Below are 21,419 nucleotides of genomic sequence, written 5' to 3' on the forward strand. Positions count from 1 at the left end.
GGGCAGGGGGCTCAGCGGTCGGTGTCGCCCCAGCGGCGGACCCGGCCGCTGTCCAGCCCGAACAGGTCGAGCACCCGGCCGACGCTGTGGTCGACCATCTCCTCCAGACTGGCCGGGCGGCTGTAGAAGGCGGGCACCGGCGGGGCGACGATGGCGCCCAGCTCGGTGACCGTGGCCATGGCCCGGATGTGCCCCAGGTGCAGCGGCGTCTCGCGCGCCATCAGGACCAGCCGGCGGCGTTCCTTCAGGGTGACGTCGGCGGCCCGGGTGATCAGGTTGCCGGCCAGCCCGGCGGCGATCTCGGCCAGGGTGCGCATGGAGCACGGGGCGACGATCATCCCCAGCACCGGAAACGAGCCGCTGGACGGCGCCGCCGCCAGATCGTCGATGCGATGCACGGCGCTGGCCAGGGCCTTCACCTGGGCCACCTTGAGGTCGGTCTCGTGGGCCAGGGTGACCTCGGCGGTGCGGCTCATCACGAGGTGGGTCTCGACGCCCAGCTCGCCCAGTGTCTCAAGGCAGCGAATCCCGTACACGATTCCCGAGGCTCCGGTGATCCCCACAATCATGCGTCTGGGTTGGTCGGACACCGTGAAGGGGCTCCCGGGCAAGGATGAACCACAGTTCATCCGGTGGTCAGGCGGCGGCAAGAAAGGCACCCCGCGAGCGTAAAAAAAGCCACCGGAAACGGTCATGCCGGTGACTTTTTCTGGAAAGACCGGACAGATAGTCATATCCTGAAACTGTCGTCAAGCCCGCCCGCCCGAAACGGGTGCCGCCGGGAAACCGGGTGCCTTGATCGGGGATCGGCGGGCGGACGGCCGGGGGCCCAAGCCCTGTTGATCGACGACCTGCCGGGTGGAACCGGAGGCACACAGGGAAAAGGCGCCAGATGGCCCCGCGCGGCCGCGCAGTCCCGAACACGCGCCCGCGGAGTTTCCGGCCGATCCCCTCCCGCCAGGGCCTGGACGACACGTCGTAGGTCTTGGGTGGCCGACCCCGGCAAGGGGCGGGCGCCCGCCAGACAGGGAGTATCAAAACATGGTTGCAGAAGCCCGGGTCGAGGCCCTGAAGTCCCGTCACGCCGAGCTTGATAACGCGCTGACCCAAGAGGTCGGCCGTCCCCATCCCGACGAGGCCATGTTGACCGCCCTCAAGCGACAGAAACTGAAGGTGAAGGACGAACTGTTCCGACTGGACTCCCGGGGCTGATCCGGGCATTGTGAACCTGCGCCCGTCGCCACGAGCCCCTCAGCGGATCGCGGCGACGGTCGGCCGAGGCCCAGGCACCGGTTCAGGAAACCGGTGAAGGATGACGGTCCAGGGTGTGGCTGCCGCTTTGTGGTGGACATGTCGCGCCCAGTACGAGCCGCCCGGGGGACGGGAACCCCCCTGGTACTCAAGGGACCGGTCTTCGGCCTGATTGAGCCCGGCCAAGCGCCAAGCCGGAAGCCCGCGGGAACGGGCTTCCATGTCAGTCAACCGTGTGCGGAACCTCTGGACCCGGTTCCACGAAAGAGCATCTGAACACGCGCATCTTCAGCGCCTCCGTTCAAATTGGGACATCGCTAAGCTCAAGATCGATTCGCCGATCTCAAGGCCCCGGGGACCCTGGTCCCTGGGGCCTTCAAATTTGGGCCTTCAATTCTGGGCTCCCACCCTTTCGGGGCTGTTCCGCGCGGCCCGGTTATGCACAACTCCTTGCATTTGCCCGGACTGCCGTTCGACGCTTTACAGGCGGCAACCCCGTGGGACAAACTCCCCCCCGTCGCGGAAGGGGTGCCGGGTGAGACCCCGAGCCCAACCGCCGACCCTACTCGAATGGGTTGGCCGCGCAAGGCCGACCCTCACGAAGGCACACAGGGAGGTGAAGTGCCCGCCATGACCAGCCCCTATCAAACCGCCTATCAGCGCTCCGTGGATGATCCCGAGGGCTTCTGGGCCGAGGCGGCCCGCGAGATCGACTGGATCAAGCCGGCCGACAAGGTGCTCGACGACAGCGCCGCTCCCTTCTATCGCTGGTTCGTCGGCGGCGAACTGAACACCTGCCACAACGCCGTCGACCGCCATGTGCAGAACGGTCGCGCCGAGCAGCCGGCGATCATCTACGACAGCCCGATGACCGGCGCCAAGCGCACCATCACCTACGCCGAGCTCAAGGATCAGGTGAGCCGCTTCGCCGGCGTGCTGAAGGGCCTGGGGGTGGAGAAGGGCGACCGTGTCATCGTCTACATGCCGATGATCCCCGAGGCCCCCATCGCCATGCTGGCCTGCGCTCGCATCGGCGCCGTGCACTCGGTGGTGTTCGGCGGTTTCGCCGCCCAGGAGCTGGCCACCCGCATCGATGACGCCAAGCCCAAGGCGGTGGTGATGGCCTCCTGCGGGCTGGAGCCGGGCCGCGTCGTGGCCTACAAGCCGCTGGCCGACAAGGCCATCGAACTGGCTACCCACAAGCCGGAAAAGGTGGTCGTCTTCCAGCGCCCCGAGCAGACCGGCGAGATGACCCCCGGGCGCGATCACGACTGGGCCGAGGAAATGGCCAGCGCCACGCCGGCCGACTGCGTGCCGGTGAAGGCCACCGATCCGCTCTATATCCTCTACACCTCCGGCACCACCGGCCAACCCAAAGGGGTGGTGCGCGACAACGGCGGCCATGCCGTGGCCCTGAAGTGGACCATGAAGGCGGTCTACAACGTCGAGCCGGGCGAGGTCTACTGGGCCGCTTCCGACGTCGGCTGGGTGGTCGGCCACAGCTACATCGTCTATGCGCCGCTGCTGAACGGCAATACCACCGTCGTCTTCGAGGGCAAGCCGGTCGGCACGCCCGACGCCGGCACCTTCTGGCGGGTCATCGCCGAGCACAAGGTGAGCACCCTGTTCACCGCCCCCACCGCCTTCCGCGCCATCAAGCGCGAGGACCCCGACGGCACCTTCCTCGAAAAGTACGACCTCGGCCACTTCAAGACCCTGTTCCTGGCCGGCGAACGCTCCGACCCGGACACCCTGAAGTGGGCCGAGGACAAGCTGAAGGTGCCGGTCATCGACCACTGGTGGCAGACCGAAACCGGCTGGGCCATCTGCGCCAACCCCATGGGCCTGGAGCCGATGCCGGTCAAGCACGGCTCGCCCACCGTTGCCATGCCGGGTTGGAACGTCCAGGTGCTGGACGAGAACCAGCAGCCGGTGAAGGCCGGTGACATCGGCGCCCTGGTCTGCAAGCTGCCGCTGCCGCCGGGCACCCTGCCCACCCTGTGGAACGCCGACCAGCGCTTCAAGGATGCCTACCTGGTCGACTATCCCGGCTATTACAAGACCGGCGACGCCGGCTACATCGACGAAAACGGCTACGTCTACGTGATGACCCGCACCGACGACGTTATCAACGTGGCCGGCCACCGGCTGTCCACCGGGGCCATGGAAGAGGTGCTGGCCAGCCACCCCAACGTCGCCGAGTGCGCCGTCATCGGCGTGCACGACGACATGAAAGGGCAGGTGCCGCTGGGCTTCGTGGTCCTGAAAAGCGGCGTCAGCCGCGACCAGGGCGAGATCGTCAAGGAACTGGTCGGCCTGATCCGCCAGGAAATCGGCCCGGTCGCCGCCTTCAAACAGGCCGTCGTCGTCGACCGCCTGCCGAAAACACGCTCCGGCAAGATCCTGCGCGGCACCATGCAGAAGATCGCCGACAACCAGGACTACAAGATGCCGGCCACCATCGATGATCCAGGCATCCTGCCCGAAATCACCGAAGCCCTGGAAGGCATCGGCCTCGCCTCCCACCGCACCGGCTGAGGGCAGGACCCGGCAGAGGGGCGGGCAATCGCCGACTGCAAAGGGGCGCTGCCCCTTTGAACCCCGCTGGGGAGGCCGTGAGGCCTCCCCAGACCCCACCATGAGTCAAAGCCGGAAAAGAGGGGGGTGGCTGAGCGCACGCGCTCAGCCACCCCCCTCTTTTCCGGCTTTAAGTCGCGGCGGGGGTCCGGGGGGGCCCCAGGTCCCCCCGGCGGGGGTCCAAGGGGGCAGCGCCCCCTTGACAGCGGCGATTTCCCGCCCGCCTGCCGGGGCTTGCCGTCAGTCGGTGCGGCGGTAGAGGACGTGGTCGAGGCGGGCGTGGTGGAAGGTGGTTTCTTCGGTCAGGCCCATTTTCTCCATCACGCGGCGCGAGGCGATGTTGTCGCAGGTGGTGTAGGCGACCACGTCGGTGATGCCATGGGCGCGGCCCCAGGCCAGCACCACGCGGGCCATCAGGGTGGCCTGGCCAAGGCCGTGGTAGTCGCCGCCCACGGTATACAGCAGCTCGTTTTCGAGGCGTCCGCGCACTTCTTCCCGGCGCAGCCCGCAGTAGCCGACGAAGCCGCCCTTGGGGCCGCGAAACACCCACAGGCCGAAGCCGGGGCCGTCCTCGGTCATGTCGAGGAAGCGGGCTTCGACGCTGGCGAAGCGGTAGTGGGGCATGGGCGTGCCGTGGGTGCCCATGCTCTTCATCACCCGGGGGTCGTTGAACAGGGCCCTGAGGTCGGGGCTGTCGGAAGGCGCGAACAGATGCCCGGTCAGCCGTCCGGCGTGGAGCAGCGGGATATCCATGTCCAATCAGTACAGGAAGCGCACCCGGATGGTGCCGTCGATGGCGGCCAGGGCGCGGCGGATGCCCTGGCCGGCCTCCACCTCGGCATGGACATCGACCACCACATAGCCGCTGTCGGAGTCGGTGCGCAGGTACTGGGCATCGATGTTCAGGCCGCGCGAGGAGAACACCTCGTTGATCTGCGACAGCACGCCGGGCACGTTGCGGTGCAGGTGCATGAAGCGGGTCTGGGCGCCTTCGGTGCGGGGCAGCGAGACCTCGACCATGTTGACGGCGCCGACCGTGCTGCCGACGTCGGAGTACTGGGTCAGCTTTTCCGCCACCTCGGTGCCGATGTTGGCCTGGGCCTCGATGGTCGAGCCGCCCACATGGGGGGTCAGGATGACCTGATCGCGGCCGCGCAGGGGGCTTTGGAACTCCTCGTCGGCGCTGCCCGGTTCCTTGGGGAAGACGTCGACCGCGGCGCCCTTCAGGTGGCCGCTGTCCAGGGCGGCGGCCAGGGCGTCGATGTCGACCACGTCGCCGCGTGCCGCGTTGATCAGGATGCCGCCCGGCTTCATGGCGGCCAACCGCTCGGCCCCGATCATGCCCCTGGTCAGCTCGGTCCCCGGGACGTGCAGGGTAACCACGTCGGCACAGCCCAGCAGCTCGTCCAGGCTGGCGCAGGGGGTGGCGTTGCCCAACGGCAGCTTGTTCTCGATGTCGTAATAGCGCACCCGCATGCCCATGCCCTCGGCGAGCACCGAGACCTGGGTGCCGATGTGCCCGTAGCCGACGATGCCCAGGGTCTTGCCGCGCACCTCGTGGCTGCCGTCGGCGGTTTTCAGCCAGCGCCCCTGGTGCGCCGCCATGGCGCGGGCGAAGGTGCCGCGCATCAGCATCACCGTCTGGCCGATGACCATCTCGGCCACCGAGCGGGTGTTGGAGTAGGGGGCGTTGAACACCGGAATGCCGCGCGCCTTGGCGGCCTTCAGGTCCACCTGATTGGTGCCGATGCAGAAGCAGCCGACCACGAACAGCTTTTCCGCAGCCGCGAAGACCTTCTCGGTCAGCTTGGTGCGCGAGCGGATGCCGACCATGTGCACATCCTTGATGCGCTCGATCAACTCGGCCTCGTCCAGCGCCCCGGAGACCTGCTCGATGGTGGTGTAGCCCTGGGCCGTCAGATGCTCCACCGCCTTGGGGTGGATGCTCTCCAGCAGCAGGATGCGGATGTTCTCCTTGGGCAGGGACAGCTTGCTCACGGTTTCTTCCTATGTTCCAACAAGGCGGGTGACGCAGCGCCACGGGCTGGCGCCGGTCATACCACACCCCGCGCCCGAAATGGAGTGTCCACCATGCCGTCCGCCATTGATGCCCGCCTCGCCGAGTTGGGGCTTGAGTTGCCGCTCGCCGCCGCGCCGGTCGCCAACTACGTGCCCTTTGTCATCGAGGGCAGGCTGCTCGCCATCTCCGGGCAGATTCCGCTGACCGCCGAGGGGCCGCGCTACCTGGGCCGGCTGGGCGACACCCTGAGCCTGGAAGAGGGGCAGGCGGCGGCCCGTCTGTGCGGGTTGAACATCATCGCCCAGGCCCGCGCCGCGCTGGACGGCAACCTGGACCGGGTGCGCCGCATTGTCCGCCTGGGCGGCTTCGTCGCCGCCACGGCGGACTTCACCGACCATCCCAAGGTCATCAACGGGGCCAGCGACCTGATGGTCGAGGTGTTCGGCGACGCCGGCCGCCACAGCCGCGCCGCCACCGGCGCCGCCTCGCTGCCGCTGGGGGTGGGCGTCGAGATCGATGCCCTGATCGCCATCGACTGAGGCAGGCCCAAGGGGCGCTGCCCCTTGGAACCCCGCTGGGGACCCAGGGGGTCCCCCAGACCCCCTCCGTGACGCAAAACCAGCCAGGGGGGCAAGCCCCCTGGCTGGTTTTGTCTCATGGCGGGGGTCCGGGGGGGCCCCCTGGTCCCCCCGGCGGGGGTTCCAAGGGGGCAGCGCCCCCTTGGCTTGCCTCGGCGTTGGCGTTCAGCACCGGCCCGAAGCCCTTGATGTCCAGGGTTCGGCGGGCGGTTTCCACGGCCCTGGCGTGGGTTTCGGCGCTCAGGCCGGGGAGCAGGCTTTCGATCTGCCGCTGGTAGTCGGCGATCAGGCGGTGGTGCAGCTTGCGCTCGCTTGAGAAGCGGAACGGGTCGAACGGCCCGTCGCGCAGGCTGCGCAGGCGGGCCAGCAGGCCAAGCGTGGGCTTCATCCACGGCCCGAAGGCCAGCTTGGCCGGTCGCCCGGTGGCCGGATCGGTGCGGGCGAGCAGGGGCGGCGCCATGTGATGGCGGCGGCGGGTGATGCCCTGGTAGCGCTCGGCCAGCCAGGCGTCGAAACGACCGTCGGAGAACAGCCGGGCCACCTCGTACTCGTCCTTGAAGGCAAGACGCTTGTGCCAGCCTCTGGCAACCGCCCGGGTGAGGGCGTCGCGGCCCGGGGTGGCGGCGGATTCGGCGGCCCGCACCCGCGCGATCAGGGCGTCGAAACGCTGCGCGGCGGCGGCGCCGTGACTGTCGCGCAGCGACTCCCGGCGCTGCGCCAGATCATCGTCCAGGTCGGGCTCGGGGGCCGGCGTTTCCGACAGGCCAAGGTTATGCCACAAGGCGGCCTCGTCCACCGCGCCCTGACGGCCCCAGCGGAAGGCGGCCTGATTGGCGGTGACGGCGACGCCGTTCAACTCGATGGCCCGCATCAGGGCGGCCTCGGAGAGCGGAATCCAGCCCTTCTGCCAGGCGAAGCCGAGCAGGAAGGGATTGACCGCCAGGGTGTCGCCCATCAGCCCGCTGGCCAGCCGCCCGGCGGCCAGTCGGACCACCGCCTGGGCGCCCAGGGCGTCGGTCATGCCGGCCATCACCGGCTCGGCCGGCAGGGTGGCGGCGGGGTCGCGGGTGAAGTCGGCGGTCACCGGGCTGTCGGTGTTGAGGATGGCCCGGGTCCGCCCCGGGGCCATGCGGGTCAGGGTGTCGGCGCCGCCGGCGGTCAGCAGGTCGGCGCCCAGGACAAGATCGGCCTGTCCGGGGCCGAGGCGGGCGGCGGCCAGGGCTTCTGGGGTGTCGGCCAGGCGGATGTGCGAGACCACGGCGCCGTTCTTCTGGGCCAGGCCGGTCTGGTCGAGGATGGAGACCGCCCGCCCGTCCAGGTGGGCCGCCATGCCGAGCAGGGCACCCACGGTGACCACCCCGGTGCCGCCGATGCCGGTGACGATGATGCCGTAGGGCTCGGCCAGCCCGGCCGGGGGCGGCGGCGGGGCGGGCAGGCCGGCGGCCTCCGGGGCCGGGTGGGCGGTGCGTTTGGGCCGCGCCCCCTTGACCGTGACGAAAGCCGGACAGAAGCCGTCCAGGCACAGGAAGTCCTTGTTGCAGGCCGAGGGATCGACCCGCCGCTTCAAGCCCTCGGGGGTGGGCAAAGGCTGGATGGCGACACAGTTGGAGACCGCCCCGCAGTCGCCGCAGCCCTCGCAGACCCAGGGATTGATGACCACCGCCTCGTCCGGCTCGGGCATCGTGCCGCGCTTCCTGCGCCGGCGTTTCTCGGCGGCGCAGGTCTGGTCGTGGATCAGGGCGCTGACGCCGGGGTGCCGGCGCAGGGTCTTCTGCACCGTGTCCAGGTCGCGGCGATGGTGGATGGTGGTGCCCTTGGGCCAGGGCAGGCCGGCCGGATAGCGCCCCGGGTCGTCGCTGACCACCACCACCTTGGCCACCCCCTCGGCGGCCAGCTGGCGGGCCAGCGAGACCGGGGTCAGCGGGCCGTCCATGGGCTGACCGCCGGTCATCGCCACGGCGTCGTTGAACAGCAGCTTGTAGGTGATGTTCACGCCCGAGGCGACGGCGGCCCGGATGGCCATCAGCCCGGAGTGGAAGTAGGTGCCGTCGCCCATGTTGCAGAACACGTGGGGGGTGTCGGTGAACGGCGCCTGACCGAGCCACGAGGCCCCTTCCGCCCCCATGTGGGTGAAGGTGGCGGTGTTGCGCCCCATGCCCTGGACCAGATAGTGGCAGCCGATGCCGGCCAGGGCGCGGCTGCCCTCGGGCACCTTGGTCGAGGTGTTGTGCGGGCAGCCGGCGCAGAAGTAGGGGGTGCGCTGGCGCTCGGCCGGTGGCGCCGGCGGGGTGGCGCGGGCGGTGAGCTCGGCCAGACGCTGGCGCAGCCGGTCGGCGGCGGGGAAGTCGGCCCCCAGCGCGTCCTCCAGCCAGCCGACCACGGCGCGGGCCACGTCGAGCGGGCCGAGCACCCCGTGGCTGGCCAGCAGGGGGCGGCCCTCGGGGTCGGTCTTGCCGTGGATGGTCGGGCGGTCGGGGCGGGGATAGAGCAGCTCCTTGATCTGGGGCTCCATCACCGGGCGCTTTTCCTCGACCACCAGCAGGCTGGACAGCCCTTCGGCGAAGGCGGTCAGGCCGTCGGGCTCCAGCGGCCAGGGCAGGGCCACCTGATAGACGGCGAGGCCCAGCGTGCCGAGCAGGTCGTCGCCCAGGCCCAGATCGGCCAGGGCCTGACGGACGTCGGCGGTGCTCTTGCCGCTGGTGACCAGCCCCAGGCGCGCCCTGTCGGGCCCCAGGATCACCCGGTCCAGCCGGTTGGCCCGGGCAAAGGCCAGGGCGGCCGGCACCTTGTGGACGATCAGCCGTTCCTCCTGGGCCAGCGGGGTGTCGCTCAGGCGGATGTGCAGGCCGCCGGGGGGCAGGGCGATCTCCGGGCGGACCAGGGGGCGCGGCGTGGGCAGCAGCAGGGAGGCGGTGGTGTCCAGCAACTCGCCGGCGCACTTGAGGGCCACCCAGCAGCCGGAAAAGCGGCTCATCTCCCAGCCGATGCGGCCCAGCGAGAGGATCTCGGACAGATCGGCCGGATGCAGCACCGGGATGCGGGCGTCCATCAGGGCCGGCTCGGAGTGGTGGGCGACGGTCGAGGACTTGGCCCCGTGGTCGTCGCCGGCCAGCAGCAGCACGCCGCCGAGCGGCGCCGTGCCGGCCATGTTGGCGTGGCGCAGCGCGTCGCCCGAACGGTCCACCCCCGGCCCCTTGCCGTACCACAGGCCGACCACGCCCTGGACCCGTGCCCCGGGAAACAGGCCGGTCTGCTGGCTGCCCCAGATGGCGGTGGCGGCCAGATCCTCGTTGACCGCCGGCTGGAAGCGCACCCGGTGGGGGTCGAGAAGGCGGCGGTTGCGGGCCAGCTCCTGGTCCAGCGCCCCCAGCGGCGAGCCCCGGTAGCCGCTGACGTAGGCCCCGGTGGTCAGTCCCCGGGCGGCATCCTCGCGCCGCTGGTCGAGCAAAAGGCGGACCAGGGCCTGGGTGCCGTTCAGGAACACCCGACCTTCCGGCAGGGTGTACTTGTCGGCCAGGGAGACGTCGGGGAGCACGGGGGCGGCGGCCATGGGCGGGGTCCGGTCGGGGGGTAAGGGCGGGGTGAAATGGTCAGACAGGCTGCCCTATCCTGCGATGATACAGTGTCCGACCGCGCCGGTGCAATATTCGCGCCTCCGCCCTCGTCTCAGTCAGCCGGATACCCCAACTCCCCGGCCAGCCGGGTCAGCTCGGGCAGGGCCGGGGCCAGCACCGCCCGGTAGGCCCGCCAGCGGCCAATGGTGGGGTCGCTCGGGGCCTGGGCCGGCGCGTCCGCCATGCCTGGGCTTGCGGGCAGGCCGAGGTGGGCCAGCACCCGGCCCAGGGTGGTCGCCGGTTGGGCGATCAGGTCCTCGTGGCGATAGACCAGCAGGTCGAGGTTCAGGTGGTCGCGCTGGGCCAGGAAGGGGCGCATCACCTTGCAGCAGGCTTCGGCGCAGGTGTCCAGGCGCCAGGCGGTGGCCGTGGCGTCGCTGGGCGGAGCGTCCCGCATCAGGTTGCACAGCAGAAGGTCGCGCGGGTCGCGCAGGGCGACCAGTACCGGGGCGCCGGGGAACAGGCGGGCGGCGAAGGGCAGGTCGATGATGTTGAAGGGCCGCCGGTCGAGCAGGCGCCTGGGCGCGCCGGTCTGGGGGCTGATGAGTGGCCCCAGCCGCTGTTCGGCGTCGGCCCACAGGGCGCGGCGCAACCCGGCCCAGGCGGTGGGGGGCAGGCTGTCGAGCCCGGCCGGGTAGAGTTCGGCGCCGCCGATCAGGCGACAGACGACCTGGCACAGGTCGCCCAAAGGCGACACCCCGCCGCCCGTCCGCACCCCGGGATGGGCCCCCAGCAGGGTGTCCAGAAGCGTCGTGCCGGCGCCCGGATAGCCGACCAGCAGGATCGGATCGGGCAGGTCGTCCCCAGTTAGGTCGTCCCCAGTTAGGTCGTCCCCAGTTGGGTCGTTCTTGGGGGTCGGCGGGGGCTCGGCCAGCCGGGCCGGGGTGGCCCAGGCGGCCATGCGCGCCACCCGCTCGATGAAGGCGCGCGGGTCGATCTGGCGTGGCGCCTGGGCGGCGGCCAGCCGGTTCATATCCATGGCGGCGGCGAAGGCGGCCTGGGGGCGGTCCAGGCGGTCGTTCAGGCGCGCCAACTCGGCCTTGAGGGCGCGCCGCTCGGCCGGCGGCAGGGGGCTGTCGGCCAGCCCCTCGAAGGCGGCCAGGGCGTCCTCGTTCCGGCCCAGGGTGGCGAGCAGGCGGGCCTCGACGAAGCGGGCCCGCCATTGGCTCGGCGTGCCGGGCGGGGCCAGCACCACCGCCTGCCGGGCAGGGGGCAGGCCGTCGGCCGGGCGGCCCGCCTGATCCAGGGCGTGGGCCAGATTGCTCAAAAGGTCGGCGCTGGGCGGGCAACGGGCCCGGGTTTCCTCGAACACCGCCACCGCCTCGGTGAAGGCGCCGGCGCGGGCCAGAGCGGCGCCCAGGTTGGTCCGTGCCTCGACCGCCTGGGGGGTGATCCCAGGACACCGTTTCCAGGTGGGCGCGGGCGGTGGCCGGGTCGCCGGCCAGGGCGGCCACGGTGCCCAACAACAGGGCGCTGTCCGGGCCGGGGTCCAGGGCGCACAGGCGCTCGGCGGCGGCGCGGGCCACATCGAGGCGGCCGGCGGCCAGGGCCACCCGGGCCAGATTGCCCAGTGGCTTGCCGGCCCCGGGATCAAGGGCAACCGCCGTTTCCAGATGGACCAGGGCGCCCAGCGGGTCGCCCTGATGGTGGCGCGCCAGCCCCAGCAGGTGATGGGCTTCAGGGGCGTCCGGCCGATCGGCGAGGCGGGTTCGGCACAGCCCCTCGGCCTCGACCGGCCGCCCGTCGCGCAACGCCTGACGGGCGGCTTCGAGGTCGGGCGCCCCGGGCATCGCGGCGTCTGGGCTCAGTAGTCGCGGGCCGGCGGGGCGTGGCTGGCCACCTGCACGGCGTTTTCGTACAGGCCGCCGTCGCCGAGCAGACGCACCGCCAGTTCCAGGTCGTCGTCGCTGGTGCTGTGGGCGCGGGCCGGGCAGGCGGCGCGCAGGGCCTGACGGGCCGCCTCGTCGCCCGGTCGGGTGGCCCGCCAGCGGGCGAGGCGGGTCGCCACCACCGGATCACCCTGACGCAGCGGGGCGAGCAGGCCGGCGCTCTCCGCCTCGGAGACGGCGCGCCCGTCGGGTCGGCTGGTGCACAGGGTGGGCAGCACGCCGAGCCCCTCCAGGGCGTAGCCCGAGGGCGAGTGGAAGCGCGACCAGGTGAGGGTCATCTCGCCGTCGTTGGGCAGCCGGATGACCGTCTGCACGGTGCCCTTGCCGTAGGAGGTGGTGCCGATGACCACCGCCCGCCCGGCATCCTGCAGGGCGGCGGCGACGATCTCGGCGGCCGAGGCGGAGCGGCCGTCGATGACCACCGCCATGGGCAGGTCGTGGGCCAGATCACCGCCCCCGGCATCGTAGCTCTGGCGGCTTTCCGGGTGGCGGCCACGGGTGAAGACGATGCGCCCCCGGCGCAGGAACAGGTCGCTGACCGCCACCGCCTGATCGAGCAGGCCGCCCGGATTGCCGCGCATGTCGAGCACCAGCCCCTGGACCGGCGGCTCGCCGGGCAGGCCGTCGAGCACATCGGAGACCGCCCGGGCGGTGCGCTGGTTGAAGCTGCTCAGGGTGATGACCAGAACCTCGCCGCGCCGCTCGGCGCTGACCGTGTTGGGCACCACCAGGGCGCGGCGCAAGGTGACGTCGCGCGGTGTCCTGGCCTCGGGCCCCAGCACGCCGAGCCGGCAGGAACTGTCGATGGGGCCGCGCAGGGTTTCCTTGACCTGCTCGATGGACAGCCCGCTGGCCGGCCGGCCGTCGATGCTGATGATGGTGTCGCCAACCGCCAGCCCGGCCCGGTCGGCCGGCGAGCCGGGGATCACCTGGCGCACGTCGACCCCTGCCTCGATGATCCCGAAGTGGATGCCGATGCCGCCGAAGCCGTTGCGCGACGCCCGGTGGTCGCGCGCCTCGGCGGCGCTGGCGTAGCGCGAGTAGCCGTCGAGGTCGGCCAGCGCGGCGTCGAACAGGGCTTCGTAGATGTCCTCCTGGCTGGCCGCCATCAGGGTCGGCGAGACGGCCCGCCCGGCCCGGGTGATGGCCACCGCCAGATTGGCCCAGGCCTCGGTGTCGTCGGCCCGGGGGGCGGCGAAGTCGGCCACCTGCTCGGCGTCGCGGCTGAGGATCACCCGCCCCTCGGCCGGGGTGACCGAGATCGCCGGATCGAGCCGGCCCAGTCCGGCGAGGCCGGCCAGGGCCAGCCGGTCGGCCGCGACGGGGTGGATGTAGCGGTCCTCGATGGCTTCGAAGCCGTAGTCGACCAGATGGCGCGCCGGGCCGACCTTGAAGGCCGGATCCTGGACCTCCGCCAGGGCGCGCGGCAGCTCGGCATGGTCCGCCGGGGGGCCGCCCGGGGTGCAGCCAACCGCCAGGGCGACGAGCAGGAAGCCGCCCAGGACCGAGTAGAAGAAGTGGGGCGTCGGAACCCCCGGCCGCCAGGGGCGGTGCATGGTCTTGGTGTCCTGCCGGAGCATGAGGGTGGCGGCGGCCGGGGGAGTCTGGCCGACTCGGCCGGTGCCTGAAAAGTAGGCTTATTTCAACACGCCACAAGCCTCTGTTCAAGCGCCATCAAGGGGCCGATGCGGGCTGTTTCAGCGGCGCGCCCGCCGCGCCGCCGCCAGCGCCTTGGCGTGCCGGGGCGAGCCCTTGGCCGGCGTCTTCTCCGGATGTTGGTGTTTGGGGTCGGGGCGCAGGGCGAAGATCAGGCTGCCGGTCAGCGGCTCGGCCTCGATCAGGCGCACGGTCAGGGTCTGGCCCAGGGAGAAGGTGCGCCGGGTGCGCTGGCCGACCAGCCGGTGGTGGTCCTCGTCGTGGCGGTAGAAATCGGCCGGGGTCAGGGTGGAGATGGGGATCAGCCCGTCGGCCCCGGTATCGGCCAGGCTGACGAACAGGCCGGCCCGGGTGACCCCGCTCACCTTGGCGGTGAAGTCGGCGCCCACCCGGTCGGCCAGGAAGCGGGTGGTGAAGCGGTCAACCGCCGAGCGTTCGGCGTTGGCGGCGCGGCGCTCGGTCATCGAGATGTGGGCCGCCACCTCCTCGAACGCCTCCGGGGCGTCGGGCGGCAGGCCGTCACGGTCGATCTGAAGGCCCAGGCCCGAGACCAGGGCGCGGTGCACCAGAAGGTCGGCATAGCGCCGGATGGGCGAGGTGAAGTGGGCGTAGCGGGCCAGCCCGAGGCCGAAATGGCCCAGGTTTTCCGGGCTGTAGACGGCCTGGGACTGGGCCCTCAGGACCACCGTGTTGACCAGGGCCTCGTGCGGGGCGCCCTTCACCTTGCTCAGAATCTGGTTGAACTTCTGCGGCTTGAGATCTTGCCCGTGGGCCAATGTCAGGTTCAGGCTGGCCAGGAAGGTGCGCAGGTTCTCCAGCCGATCATCGGCCGGGCGGTCGTGCACCCGGTACATGCACGGCTGTTCCACCGCCTCCAGTTGCTCGGCGGCGGCGACGTTGGCGGCGATCATGAAGTCCTCGATCAGCCGGTGGCTGTCGAGGCGGGCGCGCGGCACGATGTCGACCACGTGGCCGGCGTCGTCGACCACCACCCGGCGCTCCGGCAGGTCGAGTTCCAGGGCGCCGCGCCGTTGGCGCGCCTCGGCCAGCGCCTTCCAGGCCCCGTAGAGGGGCTTCAGGACCGGTTCGACCAGCGGGCCGGTGGTCTCGTCGGGGGCGCCATCCACGGCCGCCTGGACCTGCTCGTAGGTCAGTCGGGCGGCCGAGCGCATCAGGCCCCGGGCGAAGCGGTGGGCGCGCTTCTCCCCGGTCGCGTCGAAGGTCATGGTGACGGCCAGACAACCGCGCGGCTCGTGCGGTTTCAGGCTGCACCAGCCGTTGGACAGGGCCTCCGGCAGCATCGGCACGACGCGGTCCGGGAAGTAGACGCTGTTGCCCCGCTCGCGGGCCGAGAGGTCGAGCTCCGAGCCCGGGCGCACGTAGGCCGCCACGTCGGCGATGGCGACCACCACCCGCCAGCCGCCGGGGTTGGCCGGATCGTCGTCGGGGGCGGCGAACACGGCGTCGTCGAAGTCCCGCGCGTCGGCCCCGTCGATGGTGACCAGGGGCAGGTCGGTGAGGTCGCTCCGTCCCTCCGGCGTCGGCGCCTGGGCGGCCTCGGCCTCGGCCAGCACGGCGGCCGGGAACTGGTGCGGAATGCCATGGGTGTGGATGGCGATCAGGCTGACCGCCCCGGGGTGGTCGATGTCGCCCAGTACCTCGGTGATGCGGGCCACGGGCAGGCCCAGGGCGCGGCCCCGGCGGGGCAGCGCCTCGGCCAGCACCAGGGCCCCGGGGCTGGCCCCGCCGGCGTTGCCGGGGGTGACGATGTAGTCGCTTTTCTCGCGTCGGTCGGTGGGGCGCAGACGGCCGCCCTCGCTGCCCATTTCGTAGATGCCCAGCACCTCGCGCGGGCCGCTGGCCAGCCGCCGGATGGGCCGGGCGTTGTAGGTGGGCGGGCTGTCGTCGTCATCGTCCTCCTCGCCGCCGGCCCATTCGAGGCGGGCCAGCAGGCGGTCGCCGACTCCGGCCTCGGGCTTCAGGCGGCGGTCGGGCAGGACCACGATGCGCGGCGGCGGGGTGTCGCCCTCCCAGGCCAGCGGGCGGGCCAGCAGGCTGCCGTCGCTGTCCTGGGCGTGGGCCTCCAGCACCATCACCGGGGGCAGGCTGCCGGGACGGGCGAAGCGCCGCTTGGCGCCGCGCTCGATGTGCCCGGCCTCGGCCAGCTCCTTGAGGATGTCCTTGAGGTGGCGGCGGTCGTCGCCGCTCAGGTGGAAGGCGCGGGCGATCTCCCGCTTGCCGACCCGGCCCGGGCTTTCCCGGATGAACTGAAGGACCTGCTCGGCGGTGGGCAGCGGTGGTTTGCGGGGCGGGGTCATGCCTGTCCTTTCCGGGGCGGCGGGCGGCGCCAGGGGCGCCAGACGAGGATGGCAAGCAACGCGATCTCGAGCAAGGGCGCCCCGACGGCGATGCCCCACCCCAGGTCGAGGGCGGGCACCAGGAAGGGGCGCGGCGCCTGCCAGCCGAGGCCGAGCAGGATCGCGGGCAGCAGAAGATAGGCGATGAGCAGCACGGTCAGGGTCATCAGCGGGGCTCGGCGCGGTCGCCGACCGGCCCAGCGGGTGAACACCAGATGAGCCACCAGCAGGTCGCGGAGGATGAACAGCAGGCCGAGCAGGGGCATCTGGATCAGCGCCCGCAGCACCTGCTCCAGGGAGTCATCGTCGAACATCTGTCGCCCCAGTTCGTGCGCCAGACCCTCGCCCACCAAGGCCAGGGCGATGGCGCACAGGGCGGCCAGGGGCAGGGTCACCGCCCAGCCGGGAAGCAGGGCCAGGGTCTCGGCCCGCTTGCCCTCGCGCCAGCGCAGGTTGAGGGCTTTCAGGCGCAGCGGGTCCTTGGGCTCGAACAGGATGGCGACATAGGTCGCCGCCGCCGCCACCCCATAGGCGGCGGCGAGGCCGACGCTGTGGCGGAAGGTGGGGTCGTCGATCCCCCCGGCCAGACCGGCGGCATAGGCCATGCCCAGGCCGCTCATCCCCAGCCAGCCCCAGGGCAGGCTGCCCGGCAGGTCGAAATGGCTCAGCTCCTGGCGCATCAGGCGCCAGGCGACGAGCACCCCGGACAGCGCGAACAGGGCCAGACCGAGCAGCGCCAACTGGCTTCCCGACAGGGGCAGGCCCCACCAGTTCAGGGGCGTGTCGCGCTCGGCCAGGGCGATGGCGGCGGTGAAGGCATTGGCCCCCACCGCCAGGGCGATGGTCTGGGCCAGGGTGGCACCCTGGGCGTGGCGGGCCCGGTCGAGGGCGAGCAGGGCCAGCGCCGAGGCCAGCGCCACCGCCTGCCCACCGAACACCAGCAACAGGTCGAAGGCGGCGGTGTGCACCTGCTCGTGCCGGCTCAGCAGGGAGGGGTCGAACAACGCCGGCCCGGCCAGCGACAGGCCCAGGCAGACCAGCCCGACCACCCAGGCCTGGGCGGTGGCGCCGAACAGCTTGCCCCAGGTCAGGGTCCACGGGCCCATGGCCGACATGCGCTGGGCGTCCCAGGTGCCCTGGGCCACTTCCTCGGTGATGGCGGCGGCGGCGCGGCGGGTCCCCCACACCCCGGCGGTCAGGTAGAACAGCACCCGGAACCAGCCGTGCAGACCGTCGGCGGCATCGTGCGGGGTCTCGTCGGCGACCACCAGCAGGGCGATGGCAACCACCCCGACCAGCATCAGGGCGAGGCGGGCTGGGCTGAGTTCCAGGCGCCAGTTGCGGATCAGTTCGGGGTTCATGGCCGGGCCTCCCCGGAGTCGGTGGCGGGTGGGGTGGCGGGTGAGGGCGTCGGGCGAAGGGCGGCCTGATAGGCGGCGGCCAGATCGGCCCGGGCCGGGGCGAAGGCGCTGACCGCCAGCCCCTGGCCGATCAGCCCGGCAAGCAGGGCGGCGCGCCCGGCCGCATCGGGCGGGGCGGCCAGGGTGGCCCGCGTCGGCTCGGCGGCGATCAGCCGCGGCGGCGCCGGCAGGGCAGAGAGCACCGCCGCCCAGTCGGCCAGCGGGCTGGCCAGACGCACCTCGACCAGGGTTTCGCCGCCAGGGGCGGCCTCGTCATCGAGCACCGGGCGCAGGGGCGCCGCGTGGCCGTCGCGCAGAACCAGGACGTGGCTCGAATAGTCGGCCAGCTCGGCCAGGATGTGCGACGACACCAGCAGCGTCTTGCCGGCCCGGTTGAGATCGAGGATGAGGGCGGACAGATCGCCCCGGGCTTCCGGATCGAGGCCCGAGGCCGGCTCGTCCAGCATCACCACCTGGGGGTCGTGGACGATGGCCAGGGCGATCGCCGCCTTCTGCCGCCAGCCGCGCGACAGGGTGGCGGCCGGTTGGCCGGCCCGCTGCCCAAGGCCCAGGCGGTGGATGGCCAGGGCCACCTTGTCGGCCCGCTCGGCCTTGGGCACGCCTTGCGCGGCGACCCGGTAGCGCAGGGCCTGGGCCACCGTCAGGTCCTCGTAGTGGCCATAGAAGTCGTACAGGAAGCCCAGCCGGGCATGGACCTTGCGGGGGGCCAGGGCGACATCGATGCCGTCGACCCGGATGCGTCCGGCGAGCGGCCGCTCAAGGCCGGCGATGCAGCGCATCAGGGTGGTCTTGCCGGCCCCGTTGGGGCCGACCAGGGCGGTCACCCGGCCGGCCGGCAGGGTGCAGGACACCCCGTCCAGCGCCCGCAGGCCGGGGTAGTCGAAGACCACGTTGTCGATTTCGATCATCGGGCCCTCCGTCGGTTGGCTCCGGTCCGCCGCCCGTTTCGTCGCCGGCGGGGTCAAAAGGGCGGTCAAAAGGGCGATCAAGGCGCGGCCGGACCGGTCTCGGCCGGTCCCGCCGGCGGGGGCGGATCGGAATGGGGTTGGCGCTGTCCGCCTGGACAGGGGTCACCTGAACAGGCGGTGTCGGGACAGCGGCCACCGGGACGGTGGCCCGTTCCTTGTGCCACCTGAATGGGGCGACAGCGGGGCGGAAAAAGGAGTCAGCTTTCCGCGCCGTCACCCGCCGCCTTGGACGGGGCTTTCCTGGTGGTGGCTTTTTTGGCGGTGGTCTTCTTGGTGGCAGGCTTTTTGGCGCTGGCCGTTTTCGCCGCCGGCTTCTTGGTGGTGGTCTTGGTGGCGGTGGTCTTGCTGGTGGTGGTTTTCTTGGCCGCCGAGGTTTTGCTCGCCGTCTTGCCGGCTCCCTTCACCCCCGCCTTTTCCGCCTTGGCGGCGAGCAGGGGCAGGGCCTCCTCCAGGCTGACGCTGTCGCGCTCCATGTCCTTGCGCAGGGTGGCCCTGATCCGGCCGTGCTCCACATAGGGGCCGTAGCGGCCGTCCTTGACCACCACCGGCTTGCCGTCGCCCGGGTGGGCGCCCAGCTCGCGGGCCGGGGCCCGCTTGCCGTGCTTGCCCGAGGCGGCGATCAGCTCCACCGCCCGGTTCTCGCCGATGGTCAGCACGTCGTCGTCGCCCTTCAGCGAGACGTAGGTGTCGCCCACCTTGAGGTAGGGCCCGAAGCGCCCGATGCCGGCCAGGATGTCCTCGCCACTATCGGGGTAGAGGCCGACCCGGCGCGGCAGGGCAAGCAGGCCCAACGCCTTTTCGAGATCGACGCTGGCCGGGTCCATGGCCTTGGGCAGCGAGGCGCGCGGTGGCTTCACCGCCTTCTGCTTCTTGGCCTTGTCGGCGGCGATGCCCTCGCCGCGCTGGACGTAGAAGCCATAGGGCCCCTTGCGCAGGGTCACCGCCTCGCCGTTTTCGGGATCGCTGCCCAGCTCGCGCGGGCCGTCCTCGCCGGGGGCCGGCTGGCCGCCCGCCTCGCCGCTGGCGCTGGCCCCCAGCTCCTGGGTGAAGCGGCAGTCGGGGTAGTTGGAGCAGCCGATGAAGGCGCCGTAGCGGCCCAGCTTCAGCGACAGCCGACCGTCGCCGCAGGCCGGGCAGGCGCGCGGATCGCTGCCGTCGGCGCGCGGCGGGAACAGGTGCGGGCCGAGGTCGGCGTCCAGCGCGTCGAGCACCTCGGAGACGCGCAGGTTGCGGGTTCCTTCCACCGCCTCGGTGAAGTCGTGCCAGAAGGCGCCCAGGACCGTCTTCCAGTCGAGCCGCCCGCCGGAGATCTCGTCGAGCTGGTTCTCCAGGTCGGCGGTGAAGTTGTACTCCACGTAGCGCTTGAAGAAGCTTTCCAGGAAGGCGATGACCAGCCGCCCGCGATCCTCCGGGATGAAGCGGCGCTGGTCGAGGCGCACGTAGTCGCGGTCCTGCAGCACCTGGAGGATCGAGGCATAGGTGGAGGGCCGCCCGATGCCCAGCTCTTCCATGCGCCGCACCAGCGCGGCCTCGGAATAGCGCGGCGGCGGCTGGGTGAAGTGCTGCTCCGGGCGGATGGCGGTGGTCGCCACCCCCTGGCCTTCGTCGAGCGGCGGCAGGATGCGCCCTTCCGCCTCGGCGTCGGGGGCGCTTTCGGTGGGCTCGTCGCGGTCCTCGCGATAGACCGCCAGGAAGCCCTCGAAGCGCACCTGGCTGCCGGTGGCGCGCAGCACCGTGGCGCCACTGGCGTCGGCCAGATCGACGCCCACCTGATCGAGCACCGCGCTGGCCATCTGGCTGGCCACGGTGCGCTTCCAGATCAACTCGTAGAGGCGCAACTGGTCGCGGTCGAGGAAACGGGCCACGTCGGCCGGGCGGCGCATGACGTCGGTCGGGCGGATCGCCTCGTGCGCCTCCTGGGCGTTCTTGGCCTTGGTCTTGTAGGCCCGGGGCTGGTCGGGCAGGAAGGGCGGGGCGAAGTCGCGGCCGATCAACTCGCGCACCCGCGCGATCCCTTCCGGGGCGATCTGCACGCCGTCGGTCCGCATGTAGGTGATCAGGCCGACCGTTTCGCCGTCCAGCGCGATGCCCTCGTAGAGCCGCTGCGCCACCTGCATGGTGCGGGTGGTCGAGAAGTGCAGCTTGCGCGCCGCCTCCTGTTGCAGGGTCGAGGTGGTGAAGGGCGGCGAGGGATGGCGCCGGGCCTCCTTGCGGGCCACCTTGGCGACCGTGAAGTCGCCGGCCTCGATGGCCGCCCGGGCGCGCTCGGCATCGGCCGCCGAGCCGAGGCTGAGCTTGTCGAGCTTGGTGCCTTCAAGGTGGCTCAGGCGGGCCGTGAAGGGCTGGCCCTGCTGGTTGGCCAGATCGACATCGACGGTCCAGTATTCCTGGCTTCTGAAGCGCTCGATCTCGGCCTCGCGCTCGCAGATCAGGCGCAGGGCCACCGATTGCACGCGGCCCGCCGAGCGCGAGCCGGGCAGCTTGCGCCACAGCACCGGCGACAGGGTGAAGCCGACCAGATAGTCCAGCGCCCGGCGGGCCAGATAGGCGTCGATCAGCGGCTGGTCGAGGTCGCGCGGCTGGGCCATGGCCTCGCCGACGGCCCGCTCGGTGATGGCGTTGAAGGTGACTCGGCGCACCTCGACGTCTTTCAACAGGCCGCGCTGGGCCAGCACGTCGCGCACATGCCAACTGATCGCCTCGCCCTCGCGATCCGGGTCGGTGGCGAGGTAGAGGCGGCGTGCCCCCTTCAGCGCCCGGCCGATCTCCTTGAGCTGCTTTTCGGCCCGCTGGTCCACTTCCCAGTCCATGGCGAAGCCGTCGTCCGGGCGCACCGAGCCGTCGCGGGCCGGCAGGTCGCGCACATGGCCGAACGAGGCGAGGACCGAGAAGTCGGTCCCCAGGTACTTGTTGATGGTGCGGGCCTTGGCCGGGGACTCGACGATGACAACGTCCATAAAGGCGGGCTTGTTGCTGTTGGCGAAGGGGGGTGGGAAGGGGGCGGGAACGGCGGGCGGGGTCGGCTCGGCAACGTCGCGCGGGCAGGGCCGGCCCGGGAAGCTTGCGCGGGCGGCCCGTCGTGGCGCCG

General features: G+C 71.7%; 13 protein-coding genes and 2 pseudogenes. 3 read left to right on the top strand and 12 right to left on the bottom strand.

Features of this window, described 5'->3' with window-relative positions; translation table 11 throughout:
- Positions 1 to 11: 11 nt before the first annotated feature.
- Positions 12 to 569, bottom strand: coding sequence for a UbiX family flavin prenyltransferase (locus tag BLR95_RS02950; RefSeq protein WP_342719572.1), 558 nt, complete (start codon positions 567 to 569; stop codon positions 12 to 14).
- 472 nt (positions 570 to 1,041) lie between these two features.
- Here BLR95_RS02950 and BLR95_RS02955 point away from each other — a divergent pair, with 472 nt between their 5' ends.
- Positions 1,042 to 1,212: a YdcH family protein gene (locus BLR95_RS02955; RefSeq protein WP_092615102.1), complete on the top strand. Its 171-nt coding sequence runs from the start codon at positions 1,042 to 1,044 to the stop codon at positions 1,210 to 1,212.
- Between the two features lie 669 nt (positions 1,213 to 1,881).
- On the top strand, positions 1,882 to 3,789 hold the full coding sequence (locus BLR95_RS02960) for a propionyl-CoA synthetase (RefSeq protein ID WP_092615105.1): 1,908 nt from the start codon (positions 1,882 to 1,884) through the stop codon (positions 3,787 to 3,789).
- 279 nt (positions 3,790 to 4,068) lie between these two features.
- Here the strand turns inward: BLR95_RS02960 and BLR95_RS02965 are convergent, their stop codons facing one another.
- Complete coding sequence (locus tag BLR95_RS02965) at positions 4,069 to 4,581, bottom strand: GNAT family N-acetyltransferase (RefSeq protein WP_092615107.1); 513 nt, start codon at positions 4,579 to 4,581, stop codon at positions 4,069 to 4,071.
- 6 nt (positions 4,582 to 4,587) lie between these two features.
- Positions 4,588 to 5,826: a phosphoglycerate dehydrogenase gene (gene serA / locus BLR95_RS02970; RefSeq protein ID WP_092615110.1), complete on the bottom strand. Its 1,239-nt coding sequence runs from the start codon at positions 5,824 to 5,826 to the stop codon at positions 4,588 to 4,590.
- A gap of 93 nt (positions 5,827 to 5,919) precedes the next feature.
- Between serA and BLR95_RS02975 the strand changes: the two genes are divergently transcribed.
- Positions 5,920 to 6,387 carry a RidA family protein gene (locus BLR95_RS02975; RefSeq protein WP_092615113.1) on the top strand — a complete coding sequence of 156 codons (468 nt, stop codon included), beginning with the start codon at positions 5,920 to 5,922 and terminating at the stop codon, positions 6,385 to 6,387.
- 115 nt (positions 6,388 to 6,502) lie between these two features.
- On the opposite strand, the gene BLR95_RS02980 is transcribed toward BLR95_RS02975, so the two are convergent.
- From BLR95_RS02980 to topA, 9 genes and pseudogenes are all read right to left on the bottom strand, one after another.
- Complete coding sequence (locus BLR95_RS02980; RefSeq protein ID WP_092615116.1) at positions 6,503 to 9,976, bottom strand: indolepyruvate ferredoxin oxidoreductase family protein; 3,474 nt, start codon at positions 9,974 to 9,976, stop codon at positions 6,503 to 6,505.
- Between the two features lie 116 nt (positions 9,977 to 10,092).
- Entirely contained in the window at positions 10,093 to 11,352 is a 1,260-nt protein-coding gene (locus tag BLR95_RS02985; RefSeq protein ID WP_092615119.1) for a sulfotransferase family protein, read from the bottom strand.
- A gap of 15 nt (positions 11,353 to 11,367) precedes the next feature.
- Positions 11,368 to 11,568 (bottom strand): annotated as a pseudogene (locus BLR95_RS16300) (hypothetical protein); the annotation flags it as partial.
- Positions 11,477 to 11,830 (bottom strand): annotated as a pseudogene (locus BLR95_RS16305) (tetratricopeptide repeat protein); the annotation flags it as partial. The pseudogenes BLR95_RS16305 and BLR95_RS16300, both read right to left, overlap by 92 nt.
- Positions 11,831 to 11,844: 14 nt before the next feature.
- Positions 11,845 to 13,485: a S41 family peptidase gene (locus BLR95_RS02995; protein ID WP_092615122.1), complete on the bottom strand. Its 1,641-nt coding sequence runs from the start codon at positions 13,483 to 13,485 to the stop codon at positions 11,845 to 11,847.
- A gap of 141 nt (positions 13,486 to 13,626) precedes the next feature.
- A complete protein-coding gene (rnr, locus tag BLR95_RS03000) occupies positions 13,627 to 15,903 on the bottom strand; it encodes a ribonuclease R (RefSeq protein WP_092615125.1) in 2,277 nt (758 codons plus the stop codon).
- Complete coding sequence (locus BLR95_RS03005) at positions 15,900 to 17,303, bottom strand: hypothetical protein (RefSeq protein ID WP_092615128.1); 1,404 nt, start codon at positions 17,301 to 17,303, stop codon at positions 15,900 to 15,902. The genes rnr and BLR95_RS03005 overlap by 4 nt, the downstream gene beginning before the upstream one ends.
- Entirely contained in the window at positions 17,300 to 18,271 is a 972-nt protein-coding gene (locus tag BLR95_RS03010; protein ID WP_092615131.1) for an ABC transporter ATP-binding protein, read from the bottom strand. The genes BLR95_RS03005 and BLR95_RS03010 overlap by 4 nt, the downstream gene beginning before the upstream one ends.
- Positions 18,272 to 18,528: 257 nt before the next feature.
- Positions 18,529 to 21,288, bottom strand: coding sequence for a type I DNA topoisomerase (gene topA, locus BLR95_RS03015; RefSeq protein WP_092615134.1), 2,760 nt, complete (start codon positions 21,286 to 21,288; stop codon positions 18,529 to 18,531).
- Positions 21,289 to 21,419 lie beyond the last annotated feature (131 nt).

Source organism: Roseospirillum parvum (genome assembly GCF_900100455.1).
Lineage (GTDB): Bacteria > Pseudomonadota > Alphaproteobacteria > Rhodospirillales > Rhodospirillaceae > Roseospirillum > Roseospirillum parvum.

Bases quoted from the DNA above. Each gene is read 5' to 3' on its own strand.
- BLR95_RS02960 (WP_092615105.1), top strand. From the start codon at position 1,882: ATGACCAGCCCCTATCAAACCGCCTATCAGCGCTCCGTGGATGATCCC.
- topA (WP_092615134.1), bottom strand. From the start codon at position 21,288: ATGGACGTTGTCATCGTCGAGTCCCCGGCCAAGGCCCGCACCATCAAC.
- BLR95_RS02955 (WP_092615102.1), top strand. From the start codon at position 1,042: ATGGTTGCAGAAGCCCGGGTCGAGGCCCTGAAGTCCCGTCACGCCGAG.
- BLR95_RS03010 (WP_092615131.1), bottom strand. From the start codon at position 18,271: ATGATCGAAATCGACAACGTGGTCTTCGACTACCCCGGCCTGCGGGCG.
- BLR95_RS02950 (WP_342719572.1), bottom strand. From the start codon at position 569: ATGATTGTGGGGATCACCGGAGCCTCGGGAATCGTGTACGGGATTCGC.
- BLR95_RS02995 (WP_092615122.1), bottom strand. From the start codon at position 13,485: ATGCACCGCCCCTGGCGGCCGGGGGTTCCGACGCCCCACTTCTTCTAC.
- rnr (WP_092615125.1), bottom strand. From the start codon at position 15,903: ATGACCCCGCCCCGCAAACCACCGCTGCCCACCGCCGAGCAGGTCCTT.
- BLR95_RS02975 (WP_092615113.1), top strand. From the start codon at position 5,920: ATGCCGTCCGCCATTGATGCCCGCCTCGCCGAGTTGGGGCTTGAGTTG.
- BLR95_RS02980 (WP_092615116.1), bottom strand. From the start codon at position 9,976: ATGGCCGCCGCCCCCGTGCTCCCCGACGTCTCCCTGGCCGACAAGTAC.
- BLR95_RS03005 (WP_092615128.1), bottom strand. From the start codon at position 17,303: ATGAACCCCGAACTGATCCGCAACTGGCGCCTGGAACTCAGCCCAGCC.
- BLR95_RS02965 (WP_092615107.1), bottom strand. From the start codon at position 4,581: ATGGATATCCCGCTGCTCCACGCCGGACGGCTGACCGGGCATCTGTTC.